Source organism: Brucella grignonensis (assembly GCF_002252505.1).
Lineage (GTDB): Bacteria > Pseudomonadota > Alphaproteobacteria > Rhizobiales > Rhizobiaceae > Brucella > Brucella grignonensis.
Map to the genome: position 1 here is coordinate 43,427 of NZ_NNRL01000169.1, position 13,563 is coordinate 56,989.

A 13,563-nucleotide genomic window follows, 5' to 3' on the forward strand; every position below is an offset into this window, starting at 1 on the left:
GAACCTGTATGTCGATTGGTCCTAAAGCTATTGCTGATTTAAAGAAACACACGAGAAACTACTTGCTGATTTGAATATATTTCAGGGCGGCAAGGAATGACTGTTTTTGATTTGAGACAAGGCCACGCTTATGTCCCTACTCAGCGTCATCGTGGACAAACAGATTTTACCGGGCAAGTAAAACCCAATATTCAAATCCGAAGACAATCGCTCAAAGCATCGACAGCGATGTCCAGTGTTTTTGCTGTTATCGCAGCCATGGCCACTTTTTCTGGCCTTGCATTGTCGACAGTTCCTGTTCTTGCGCAGCAAGTGTCAGGACATGGTGGGGCAGGTGGACAACATGCGATCAGTCGTCCTCGGGCGGGGGGCTCCGGTGCCGCTGCCATCTTCTATTCAGGTGGCGGCGGTGGTGGCGGTGGCGGAAAAAACTCGACCTCTGCTTCAGAGGGTATTGGCGGAACTGGCGGAAGTGGCCCACATGCGCGGGGCGGTGGAAGTGGCGGTCAATGGAACCAGCCTGGCCGTGATGGAACCAAAGGGGCTGATGGTGTTGCGAAGGGCTGGATTTGGACACCCGGTAACTTCGGCCATGATGGTGGCAGTGGTGGCGGAGGAGGAGGTGGTGGTGTGAGTACCTCACTCGCTTCCGGTCGCGCTTATGATATCTCTGCCTCCATAACTGGAGGTATTGGCGGCAGGGGCGGGAATGGCGCCATTGGTGGCATCGGCTATTCAGCTGCAATATTGCCGTTCTCCTCTTTTTGGGATGGAAGCGGTGGTGGTGGTGGCGCTGGTGGCGGCGGCGGTGGCGGTGGAGCTGCTCTTACTTTCAGCTCTTCGAACCAGGGGCCAATGCCTGCCGGGCAAGTCGCGGCCAATATTTCGGCCAATATTACCGGTGGAGCAGGTGGCGATGGTGGTTACGGCGGCGACGGCGGTGCCGGTGAAGCCAGAGGAGGTGGTGGCGATAGCGATTATGCCTCTGACTATAACCTTGGTAATGGCGGCAATGGTGGAGATGGTGGGGCCGGTGGAACGGGTGTTGTGTTGGGCGGGTCGAACGCGGACCAAAGCCACATCATTCTGGGCGACGGTGCCAGCGTCAAAGGCGGAAAAGGCGGAGAGATAGGGTCCGGCGGAGGCGCCGGGTTTGTTTACAAAGGTACAATGTCGCCAAACAACGGTATGGACGGTCGCCAAGGCAATGGCGGCCAAGGCGTCTGGCTGAGTTCCGGGAATGGGCTTCGCATTGAGATGGGGGCTGGTGCCGTTATTCAGGGGGGCGACGGAGCCTCCGGCGGGATTGGTATTGAAGGCTCTGCATCGCAGTCGTTCGTAAGCGCTGCAGGTACCATATCGGGCGGACGTGGTTCGCATGGAACCCATGCTGCAGCAATCTCCATTAACGGCACGAACAACGTGCTTCAGCTTCTCAATGGTTATCATTTTGTCGGTGGCGTTAATCTTGGCACTGACGCCACGTTAACTTTGGCTGGCGCGGAGAATTCTACGTTCGATCTTTCTTGGGTGGGTACGCAGTTTCAAGGTTTCAACCACTTCCTCAAGGATGATCAGAGCACATGGACGCTGAGTGGAAAAGCCAACACAAAATTTAAAGATGTCACCGTCTCTGGTGGCGTTCTGGCGCTTGGTCCTGACCAAACAGAACTGCAATCGGATAGGGGGCTTATTGATGGCGGTAAGGTCATTGTAGCTGGCAATGGTGCCCCCAGCCCTGCAAAATGGTCTGTTGAACAATCTTTGGTCGTTGGCGACATCAAAGCAGGTGACCTGGAGATTTCCAATGGTGGGATGATCAAGGCTGGCGGTGATTTGATCATAGGTAGTCAGAACTCAGCGTCAGGCACCGTAAATATCGCTGGTTCGCAATCAAGCCTGACCGTGGATGGCATGCTGGCTGTTGGCGATTCCGGCAATGGAACGATGATCGTTTCAGATGGCGCGCAAATCCAGTCCGGTAAAGTCGCAATTGGGAGAAACACTGGTTCGACTGGTTCCGTTCTTATCACTGGAGCAGGCACGAAATGGGCGGCGCGGGACATCTATGTCAGTGGTGGTAATGCTGATAATGATGGAGGTCATGGTTCGTTGACCATCGCCGACGGCGCGGTTGTTGGTACGCTCGGTGGAATGATCGATGTCGGCGATAATGGCGCTTATGGTGTTCTGAATTTTGGTGCGGCTGAAGGTGAAAGCGCTGTTGCTCCGGGCATCTTTGCCGGTCGCTATCTGATGCTTTCACCGTTTACCGATACGGTTTTTAATCACAATGCGACTGACTACAGTTTTGATGCTTCAATATTGGGTTCTGGGAATCTCAAGTTTCTTTCAGGGAAGACGAAGCTGACAGGAGTCAGCTCGTCTTTCGAAGGCAATGCAACCGTATCCAATAGCACTGTAGAAGTCGCTGAGAGAGTGAAACTGAATGGTACGTGGGCAGTCAATAATGCAGGGCGGTTGGAAGGGGCGGGCCAGGTTGGTACGACGACCATAAATGCAGGGGGTGTTTTGGCCCCAACCGGCACACGCTCATTGACACTAAATGGTGGGCTCACCCTCAATGCGGGTGGCTCCATTTTACCCAGCGACGCGGCTTCGCTCATTGTGAACGGTAAGGCAACGTTCAACAACAGCGGGCTTTATACGTACAATCTCGCTACTGGCAGTTCAGGGACGACCGCAACGACTGTTGTGAACGGTGATGTTGCGCTTAATGGAACGACGCTGAATGTAACGGGTGCACCTGCGATCGGTTATCACCGCGTCATTTCATACACAGGCGCTCTGACACAAACTAATGGTGGCCTAAATGTTGGAACGACGCCCAACACAACACCATTCGGCTTCAACTATACGATTGATACAACACAGGCACGGGCTGTTGATCTTTTTGTCAGTCCGCAAGGCTTGAACATTCTCCAGCTATGGGATGGTGGAACTCCGGGTAGCGGTAATCAGGATGGTGTATGGAACAGCACGAACCAGAACTGGTTAGACCCTGTCGGTGGCATTGCTGACACCGCATGGGGTAGCGGCTATGCTATTTTCCGTGGATTGGGTGGCACAGTCACGATTGATGGTATGCAGTCAGCTGTCGGATTGCAGTTTGCGGGCGGTAATTTCAGAATTGAGGGTAATTCCGGTGCAACGCTCGATCTGACTGGCTATAGTGGATCCGGCATCAATATCGAAGTCCCGGAAATACGTGTCCTTGACAACGAAGGGGCGCTGATAAGTGCCTCGATTACCGGCACGTCGGGTCTGGAAAAAACCGGAGATGGATTGCTGGTTCTTTCGGGAGATAACACTTATTCCGGCAATACCTATCTCAGCGGCGGCATTCTTCAGATCGCGTCCATGCAAAATCTGGGGTCGGCAAACAACACGCTGAATATTAACAATGCTACCTTAAGAACCGCCGATAGTTTCGATCTGACACAAGCCGTAACTCTGGGTGGCATTTCGACGATCGATGTTTTTGTCGATAAGGAAACGAAACTCACGGGCGGCGTTTCCGGTGACGGAATGCTGCTCAAGGATGGTGGCGGCACGCTTCTGCTCAGTGGATCAAACAACTGGTCGGGTGGCACATGGATCAATGATGGCACATTACGTCTTGAAGCAGGTAATCTCTCGGCGATTGCCTCCAACTCCGATTATGTTCTTACAGGTGGACAGTTTGATCTGAATGGCAATGCCTTGCAGATGCGCTTCTTGATCGGAACCAGTGGTGAAATCTCAATCGATGGGACGACACTGACAATTGCGCAAGACACCGACACTATTTTTGCGGGTAGAATAACGGGTAACAATTTCAATAGTAATCTGGTCAAGAGCGGCAGCGGGATGCTCGTGCTTTCCGGGACCAATAGCTATTCGGGGAACACCACCATCAATGGTGGATCTCTGGCTATTTTTGATGCGGCAAATCTCGGAATCAATTCCAGCGCCACAGCACTTGAAATCAACAATGCGGCGCTCATAACGCTTGGTGATATAGATCTTACTCATCAGGTGGCTTTGAGCGGGACAGGTACAGTGAACACGCTGTTTGGAACCACGCTTGAGTTGAGTGGCGCAATTTCAGGGCCCGCGGGAACGTTGTATAAGGATGGTGCCGGACGGCTCATCATTTCCGGAAACGGGACTTATGCAGGTGGCACGACAATTGCGGGTGGTATTCTGCAGATCGGTGATGGCGGAACAACCGGTTCCATTATCGGTAATATTACCAATGACAGTTTGCTGGCGTTCAACCGTTCAAATGCTTTGAGTTATGACGGAACAATATCCGGTGCAGGCGCTTTGCTTCAGGCTGGAACCGGGACGACTGTTCTGACTGGCAATCACAGCTATACGGGCAATACATTCATCACAGATGGCACATTGCAGATCGGGAATGGCGGTACAGCGGGATCAATTGGCGGTTATGTGCTCAACGATGGCACGCTCGCCTTCGATCGCAGCGACGACTACACTTTCTCAGGTTTGATTATTGGTACTGGTGCGCTGGTTCAGGCAGGCTCGGGTACTCTTATCCTGAATGCCGACAACTATTATACGAGTGGCACGCGTATTGAGGCTGGGACACTTCAGATCGGGAGCGGCGGCACGTCAGGCTGGATCACAGGCGATGTCATCAACAATGGAACACTGGCCTTCAATCGCTCGGACGCCTTTGAATTTTCTGGCAGCATCAGCGGAACCGGTGGATTGCAGCAGAAGGGCGAGGGCGCTGTCGTTCTGACGGGCGACAGCAGCTACACAGGTGCCACCGATGTTCTGTCAGGACGGCTTGCCGTCAATGGCTCCATCGCTTCTTCGGTACTCACAACGGTCTATGAAGGTGCCGAACTCGGCGGCACCGGCACGGTGGGGCAGACATTCATCAATGGTGGTACGCTGGCGCCGGGCAATTCTATAGGCACGCTCAATGTGGCTGGAGATTTGCGATTAACAGCCTCCTCTCTCTATGAGGTTGAAGTCTCTCCTTCAGGTTCAGACCGCGTGAATGTTACGGGGCAGGCTGACTTGGGTGGTGCGACGGTCCATGCGTCGTTCGATCCGGGTGCTTATGTGATGAAGCGCTATAACATTCTCAATGCAGGGGGTGGTTTGGCCGGGAGTACATTCGGTGAAGAGGTGACGACAAATCTGCCGGAGAATTTTGTCTCGCTCTTGCGATACGACGCCAGCAACGCCTTCCTCGATCTCGAAATGAATATCGGCGGCTTGAATGTGAACCAGCAGAATGTATCTGCGGCGCTGGTCGGTTACTTCGATGAGAACGGGCAAATCCCATTTGCATTTGGTGCATTGGATGCTGACGGTCTGACAGCTGTTTCAGGTGAGTTGGCAACGGCGGCACAACAAACGACCATCGACGCCATGAGCCAGTTCATGAATACGCTCACGGATCCTCTGGTAACCGGTCGGGCGGGGCGTGTTACAAAAGCGCGAGCATCCGACACAAGCTTGTTTGAGAACCGCTGGAGCGTATGGGGCGCAGGTTACGGCGGTTCACGCACAACGGATGGTGATGCGATCATTGGGTCGCATGACGCGCGTGGTCGTGTTTATGGTGTCGCTGTCGGTGCGGATTATCTCGTGTCACCCGATACGATTCTGGGCTTTGCCATCGCTGGTGGAGGTACCAAATTCAGCCTCGCCGATGGCCTGGGCAGCGGCGACTCCGATCTGTTTCAGGTGGGTATTTATGGCAGGCATAATATTGGCAATGCCTATATTACCGGCGCGCTTGCCTATGGCTGGCAGAGCGTCGATACTGAACGCATGGTTTCGTTCTACGAAACCGATCAGCTCAATGGCAGCTATCGCGCAAATTCATGGTCGGGGCGGCTTGAGGCGGGCTATCGTTTTGACACGCCCTGGCTGGGTGTAACCCCTTATGCGGCGGGGCAGTTTGTAAGCTTTGATCTCCCATCCTATTCCGAAAAAGCCTACGCAGGCAGCGATACTTATGCGCTCAACTATTCGTCACAGCGCGAAACGGTCGGGCGCGGCGAACTTGGCCTGAGTTTCGACAAATCTCTTGCACTTTCGGACGGTGTATTCACAACGCGCGGACGCGTTGCCTGGGCTCGCAACTTTAACAATGATCGTAACGTCTTTGCCGCGATTAATGCATTGCCGGGAGCGGGCTTTGTGGTCAATGGTGCTTCGCAGCCAAAGGATGTCGGGCTTGCAAGTGTTTCGGCCGAGATGGCCTGGAACAATGGCCTGTCGCTGGGTGCCGCGTTTGATGCCGAGTTCTCCGGCGCCAGCACCAATTACGCTGGTAAGGGTGTGCTTCGCTACAAATGGTAAAGATTGGAACTTGGGCTATTGTGGCCCAAGCTCTGCAGCGAGTTCATGAACGCTCGCCCGAATGTCATCGAACATTCCGCATTGAGAACAAGTGTTGCACCGAACAGGACAGAAGGGTGAATCAACCAACCGGTTGGATGAACGAACATCAAGTTTGAACGGCTGCAAGTTCACTTCCTTACACACCTAGCCTTTCGCGCAAGGGTTTACGATAGACGCGGGAAACCGGCCAGGACTGCTGTATGGCGCGCATTTTGATGAGCCATTTATCTGGCTTGCTTCGGTCTAAATCTGAAACGTGCAAGGCATTGACAAAAGCGGTGCGATGAACGCGGAAGAAGTGGCTTTCCGGCAAGATGCTTATCCAGATGCCGAGGGGGCGTGAATCAAGCAGCATTGATCCGTCGTTTAGCCAGATCTCGCTATAATTCCCTGCAGAACGTACACCAACGATTGTCTCGGGCGCCACGCCGCGCACGACCCCGCGTTTGCGAAGATAGACGAGCGGTGCGGTTTCTTCTTCCGGGTTGATGGTTATCTGATTGTTGTTATTGCCATACTGGGTTTGAGCGATGAGATTGGCGCATTGAAACATCGCCTTGATTTCAGCGCCAGACCATTGGTGATATTCACGCGTTGTATCGAAGCCGATGATGCCGCGCAGTCTTCCATCGTAAAACATTGGGATGCTAAGGATGCTTTTATTGCCCTGACGGACGAACTCAACCTGTATCGCCCGGGCAGCGCGTGGCAGACTGTGTACATTGTTTACCGCCACGGCTTTTCCGGCAATTAAGTATCGATGCAGCCAGCCGATAAGGGTTGTTGGAGCCTCCTGCAATTCTTCAAGAAAAGAGGCAGTGCCACCTCTGCACCATTCGTAGGTATTGCGAAAACGAAGCAGATCCTGGCCGTATTCGATTATCCATGCACGGTCTGAATTGGATGCCTTGCCGACAAAATTGAGATAATCTGAAATAGCGATATTGAGCGGATGTCTGAGCAATTCCATTGCACAAATATAGGGCCAATCCATGGATGGCTCATTTGCGCAGTCCTGTTCAGAACAAACCTGATAGGCTTCAACGATATGGTCCAAACCTCACTCCGAAGTTTGCCTGAATTGGTTTTAGGCCGGATTTTATTGTCAGAGCTCGCCGGAGCCCTTTGGCATCTTGCCCAAAACCCGAGTGAAAGAATTGGGTCTATACTATCCATTTCTGATCTCTGAGCACCAGAAAATAATGGGAGAAACTGCGATTTTCGTTGCACATTAAGCGAAAATCACAGGGTTCACGTCTCGTCGAATATTTAGGATTGGATTTCTCATACTATCTCTTGCCACCTTACTATTTAATGTAATAACATTACATATAGAAGTCATTTTCGATCCCGTTCAGATCAGTAGAAGCGCTGGAATCCATGACTAATGCGTGCCGGAATTTTCACGACCTGACGCTTGGCTATAACGGTCATCCGGCGGTCCATCATCTCAGTGATGCCGTTCGCACTGGCTCGCTAACTGTAGCTGTCGGTACAAATGGTTCAGGAAAATTTACCTCGATGAATGCGGTGGACGAGCAAGCCGTTGCCAACCTGTTTGGACTGATCAAGAACCGGCATCATGGAGAGCGTACCATCGTGGTCATTGCGAACGATCTTGATCTGATCCGGGCGCATTTTGCTGAAGCAGCGTTCCTGTTTCGATACGGGACACAGTCATTCGCATCTGATGGCCCCCGAGCCTTCTTATATCGAGATGATGCGCCACAATACTGAAACCATTCGTGCTGCGATCATTCCCCAATAAGCGCAGTAAATATCCCCACTGCCGCGACTTTGAATGTTATGTAATATCATTAATAAGGAGAGACTTATGAGAAAAATGATGCTGACTGCTTCGGCCCTTGCGATGGCCGTTTGCATGACGGGCGGAAGTGCATTGGCAGATGAAGACAATGTAACCGCTTGGCGGTTATTTGTGTCTGACCATGCTGAGCCTGTCGTCAATGTCATTGATGCTCTTGATGGCGATAAACTAGACACTTTCAAACTAAAGGGGGCAGCATCGCTCTACCGTAGCGAAAGTGGAAAGACTGTGTTTGCCGTACAGGGTTCCGCAGGTGCGGTGTCAGCTATTTCTTCCGGCATATCATTTCATGATCATGGGGATCATGCGGATATTGATGTAGATGACTCCAAACTTCTCAATGTGGAGTGGACTGGCGCAAAGCCCGCACATTTAGTCGAACGTCAGGGCAATATCGCACAATGGTTTGACGGTGAAGATGCGGCGCGATTCTTCACTGAGAAAGCCGTTCTTGACGGAAAATCAGATGTGAAAACGGCGAATGTGGTCGCTCCGCATCATGGCGTGTCTGTTCCTTACGAAAATCATGCGGTTGTAACGATTCCAAACCCGGACGACGCCTCCAAACGGCCGATCGGTGCACGTATTGTTGATTTCAAGGGTAACAAGGTTGGCGACGATGTTGCATGCTCCGGTTTGCATGGTTCCGCGGGATCAGGCAGTGTTTATGCACTTGCCTGCGATACAGGGTTGCTACTCATCACGCAGGACGGTGACAAGCCTGTTATTAAGCATCTGCCTTACGGAAAATCTTTGCCCGAAGGCAGTTCCTCTACTCTGATCGGTGGCAAGGGGCTGCAATATTTCATCGGCAATTATGGCCCGGATCGTATTGTTCTGATTGATCCCTCAGAAGCCGAAGGCGGTTTCCGTTTGGTGCAACTGCCCACGAGACGCGTGCATTTTGCGGTTGATCCGGTGCGGCCGAAATTCGCCTATGTCTTTACTGAGGACGGCCAGCTTCACCAGCTGGATGTTCTCAATGGTGAAATCGTCACGTCGATCAAGCTGACAGAGCCATACTCGATGGATGGTCACTGGAGTGATCCGCGTCCACGGATCGCAGTTGCAGGCGACAATGTTGTTGTGAGTGACCCGCTTAAAGGTCAGCTGCACCTCGTCAATGCTAACTCATTTGAAAAAGTGGGCGATATCGACGTCGCTGGCAAGCCCTTTAACATCGTCGCAGTTGGTGGTTCCGGTAGAGTCCATGCGGGCGAGGCCGGGCATAGCCATGAGGGACACAAGCATGAGGAGCATAAGCACGACTGACAATATTTCCATCCCGTCGCAAAACTTGGCCCGGCCTTTCTAGGTTGGGTTCTTTTTGAGCACTAATTCTTTGTTTTACGCATGTCACGAAGACGTCGAGTTGTTGTTCTTACTCAATTCCCGGCTGTGTGGGTTGTGTCATCCCCTTGTCACGCACCCAGACTAAAAGCGCGCAAACCATACAGATTGCGCGCTTATGTTACATGAAACTAAATTACACGCAGACGTTGCTGTTAAGGCTGAAGGATTGAGCCTCGCCTATGGCAGCAGCACGATCCTCAAGAATATCGATTTGACTCTTCCAAAAGGTCAGACGCTTGCGTTGCTGGGGCCATCGGGATGTGGAAAAACCACGCTTCTCCGACTGGTGGCAGGGCTGCTTGCACCGACCAAGGGTTCCATAATCATCAATGGTGTAAAAGTCGCTGATGCGACGAGCGGAACTTTTGCACCACCGGAAAAGCGTCACCTTGGCATGGTGTTCCAAGACTATGCGCTCTGGCCGCATATGTCGGTTTATGGGAACGTTTCGTTTCCGCTGGAAATGCGTGGTGTTGGACGTGCAGAGCGCGAAAAGCGAGTAAAATCGGCATTGGATCGCGTCGGTCTTTCCGGTTATGGGGATCGTTCCATCAGCGACATGTCTGGGGGGCAGCAGCAGCGTGTTGCCATTGCACGTGCCATCGTTGCAGAGCCGGGCTTGGTGCTTTTCGATGAGCCGCTATCAAATCTTGACCGTGAATTGCGTGAAAACATGGTCAGTGAGATTGGGCAGCTTGTCGCCAATCTCGGTCTGACAGCGATCTATGTAACACATGATCAGAGCGAGGCATTCTCGCTTGCCCATCAGGTAGCAATCATGCGCGCGGGCGTGATCGAACAGCTTGCAGCACCTGAAATGCTCGTCTCTCATCCCACAACACCGGCAGTTGCTGATTTTTTGCGTCTTGGCTGTGTGATGCCAGTCGAACGCGAAGATAGCTTCTACCGTATTTCTCAAACCGAAATTCGGCTGAACCATGCTGCCATGCCCGCCGATGCAACGCATGTCCTTCTGCCGTCTCGTTCGGTGCGCAGTGTTGCAATCGACGATGCAGCAATTCCGGCAACGGTTTTGCGTACCCATTTTCGTGGGGACGGCCACCTGACGACCGTTCGTATTGGGGTGCAGCATGTTGGCCATGAGCTGACCTATCTCGATCACAACAGACTTTCGCCCGGTATGCCAGTCGGCATTGCCATCGATACAGAACAGCTGCGCTGGTTCTCGTAGCAATCACTTCACGTCACTGCATCTCAGGAGAGATTTATGAAGAAGTCCATCATCGGCGCCACTATGGCATTCGCTGCAGCCTTGCTGGCGAGCACTGCGGCATTTGCCGACATTACCGTTTATTCGGCAGGTCCGGGCAAGCTGATCGAAGGTCTCGCTGCAGGCTTTACTGCCAAGACCGGTACGAAGGTCAATGTCTTTCAGGCAACGACCGGTAAAGTCATGGCGCGTATTGAAGCTGAAGCTGCCAACCCTGTCGTAGACGTGCTGATTTCGGCTTCTTGGGACACAGCAACCGACTTTGCAAAGCGTGACTGGCTCGTGGCTTACACCAGCCCGAATGCCGAAAAGGTTCCTGACTTCCTGAAGAACGAGACTGCTGTTGCTCAGGGTGTTTCGGCTCTCGGTATTGCATGGAACCCGAACAGCAAAACCCCAAAACCAACTGAATGGGCTGATTTGGCCAAGCCAGAATATAAGGACCTGGTCAATTTACCTGATCCATCGCAGTCGGGCGCAACATTTGAGCTCGTTGCTGCCCTTGCAGAGACGCAAGGCTGGGATCTGTTCAAGCGTCTGCATGAAAATGGTGCAATTGCTGCTGGTGCCAATGCTGAAGCTCTGAACCCTGTGCTTCAGGGTGCCAAGGCCGCAGTATTTGGTGCAGTCGACTACATCTCGCTCGCAGGCAAGGCCAAGGGCGAAGCCATCGATGTCATCTTCCCGGCATCTGGCACTGTTATCGCACCGCGCCCGGCCATGATCCTCAAGTGGTCGAAGAACCAGGACGAAGCCAAGCAGTTCGTCGACTACATGCTGTCGGATGAAGGTCAGAAGATGGTGGCTGACACCTATCTGATGCCTGCGCGTTCTGACGTTGCTGCAAACCGCCCGCTGATTAACGATCTGAAGATTTTGAAGATTGATGCCGCCGCTGTTTACGGCAAGCGCAATGAAACACTGAAAGAATTCAACGCGGTCTTTGGCGCGAAGAAATAATCAGATTGCGGCTCTTCCTGATTGTCAGGGAGAGCCGCTTACTTATTCTATTCAATAGATTATGAGCTGCCGGCTATATTGCAGCTGTTGCTCGGTGACCACAGAGGCAATCATGAGTGCAAAGACCGCTACCGCCGCAAATCCACTTGGCTTTGTGGCTGTCATCGGACTCGCGATTGTCGTTGCAGTTCCATTCATATTTATTGTTCTGCAGGCCATTTTCCCGCAGATCGGTCAGGGTATGCTGACGGCACCTTTTGTGCATCTGCCAGCACTTTTTGAAGATCCAAAACTCTTACGCATGACCGGGAACACTGTGTTGCTCGGTCTTTGCGTTGTTGCATTGTCTGCGTTGATCGCTGTGCCTTTGGCTGTGTTTCGCGCGCTTTACAAAGTGCCGTTTGCGCTGGTTTGGGACGTGCTGATGCTGGTGCCCTTCATGATCCCGCCTTATATCGCAACTCTTGGCTGGATCATGACATTGCAGCCGCGGGGGTATCTCGAACAGCTCGCGGGCTTCAACCTTGCGTCATTCCTGTTCTCGCTTGCAGGCATGACATTCGTCATGGCGCTCAACACATTCCCGCTGGTCTATTTCGCTGTATCGCGCACCATTGAAGCGGTTGGTGCGCGCTATTCGGATGTGGGACGTGTTTTCGGGGCGTCGCCATGGCGTTCGTTCTTCCGGATCACGCTGCCGCTGGCAACTCCGGGATTGGCGGCAAGCCTGTTGCTTGCTTTTGCCTCGGCAATTGAAGAATACGGCACGCCTGCGGCACTTGGCAGCCGTTCCGGTTTTGAAGTTCTGGTAACGGAAATCGATTTGAGAATATCCGATTGGCCGATTGATCTATCAGGAGCAGCGGTCTTTTCGTTGGCCTTGGTCTGCCTTTCGCTTGCAGCGTTCATGTTTCAGCGCTGGATTCTGACCCGCCGCTCCTATGTGACCACAGGCGGAAAGCCGCAAAACAAAGACAAGCGTGAACTGGGCGCGCTCAAAATCCCGGTCGTGATCTTGTTTGCCGTGATAGCCTTCGCTGCAACCGGTGTGCCGCTCCTTGCAATCCTTGCTACGGCGCTGTCCAAGACCATTTCAGGTGGATTAACGCCTTCAAATATCGGTTTCGATAATTTTGCTGATATCGCCGATAATAGTGCGGGCGCGATGCGTGCTTTGATCAATAGTCTGTCTTTGGGTGTAGCGAGCGCTCTGCTGACTGGCTTCCTTGGTGCTGTCGCCGCTTATGCTGTGGTAAAGATGCGCTTCCGCGGACGCTTTTGGCTCGATGTGCTTACCGTCTTACCCAATTCGCTGCCGGGCGTTGTGGTTGCGGTTGGCCTTATCCTCGCTTGGAACCAGCCATCGCTGCTGATTTCGCCTTATAATACACCGCTTATTCTGCTGCTTGCTTATTGCTGCATTCTTCTGCCGCAGCCAATACGCTACGCAACGGCCGCATTTCATCAGATCGGCGATAATCTCGAAGCCGCAGCACGCGTATGTGGTGCAAGCAGTTTCACGACTTTCCGTCGCATCATGCTGCCGCTGATTGCGCCAAGCCTGATCACAGCGATGTTGCTGGTATTTGCTGTAGCAACGCGCGAGCTCGTTGCATCAATCCTCGTAGCGCCTGTTGGTATGCAGACCATATCGATTTTCATATGGCGGCAGTTTGAGCAGGGATCAGTTGGTCTTGGCATGGCAATGGCGTTTATCGCGATTTTGCTGACAACGCTGCTGCCATTGCTCTTGATGGGGCTTCTGAAACGGACAGGTCTGGTAAAAATCTGACCCTGT

The 13,563-nt window shown here is 52.7% G+C and carries 6 protein-coding genes and 1 pseudogene; 6 read left to right on the forward strand and 1 reads right to left on the reverse strand.

All coding sequences use genetic code 11. The features are described 5' to 3' along the window. Positions 1-228: 228 nt before the first annotated feature. Entirely contained in the window at positions 229-6,351 is a 6,123-nt protein-coding gene (locus tag CEV33_RS24625; protein WP_141211622.1) for an autotransporter domain-containing protein, read from the forward strand. 178 nt (positions 6,352-6,529) lie between these two features. Here CEV33_RS24625 and CEV33_RS22850 read toward each other — a convergent pair whose 3' ends face one another. Continuing rightward, positions 6,530-7,450, reverse strand: a complete 921-nt coding sequence (locus CEV33_RS22850) for a GAF domain-containing DNA-binding protein (RefSeq protein ID WP_208620257.1) — start codon at positions 7,448-7,450, stop codon at positions 6,530-6,532. 323 nt (positions 7,451-7,773) lie between these two features. Between CEV33_RS22850 and CEV33_RS24840 the strand changes: the two are divergent. The 5 genes and pseudogenes from CEV33_RS24840 to CEV33_RS22875 all read left to right on the forward strand — a co-directional run. Further along, positions 7,774-7,926 (forward strand): annotated as a pseudogene (locus CEV33_RS24840) (zinc ABC transporter ATP-binding protein AztA); the annotation flags it as partial. Between the two features lie 301 nt (positions 7,927-8,227). Next, positions 8,228-9,493, forward strand: a complete 1,266-nt coding sequence (gene aztD, locus CEV33_RS22860; RefSeq protein WP_094542652.1) for a zinc metallochaperone AztD — start codon at positions 8,228-8,230, stop codon at positions 9,491-9,493. Between the two features lie 196 nt (positions 9,494-9,689). Beyond that, the gene (locus CEV33_RS22865; protein ID WP_094542653.1) at positions 9,690-10,766 is read left to right on the forward strand and encodes an ABC transporter ATP-binding protein; all 1,077 of its coding nucleotides are present in this window, start codon (positions 9,690-9,692) and stop codon (positions 10,764-10,766) included. Between the two features lie 36 nt (positions 10,767-10,802). Continuing rightward, positions 10,803-11,765 (forward strand): ABC transporter substrate-binding protein, encoded by a 963-nt coding sequence (locus CEV33_RS22870; protein WP_094542654.1) that lies wholly within the window; start codon positions 10,803-10,805, stop codon positions 11,763-11,765. A gap of 112 nt (positions 11,766-11,877) precedes the next feature. Continuing rightward, complete coding sequence (locus tag CEV33_RS22875) at positions 11,878-13,557, forward strand: ABC transporter permease (protein WP_094542655.1); 1,680 nt, start codon at positions 11,878-11,880, stop codon at positions 13,555-13,557. The last annotated feature ends 6 nt before the right edge of the window (positions 13,558-13,563 follow it).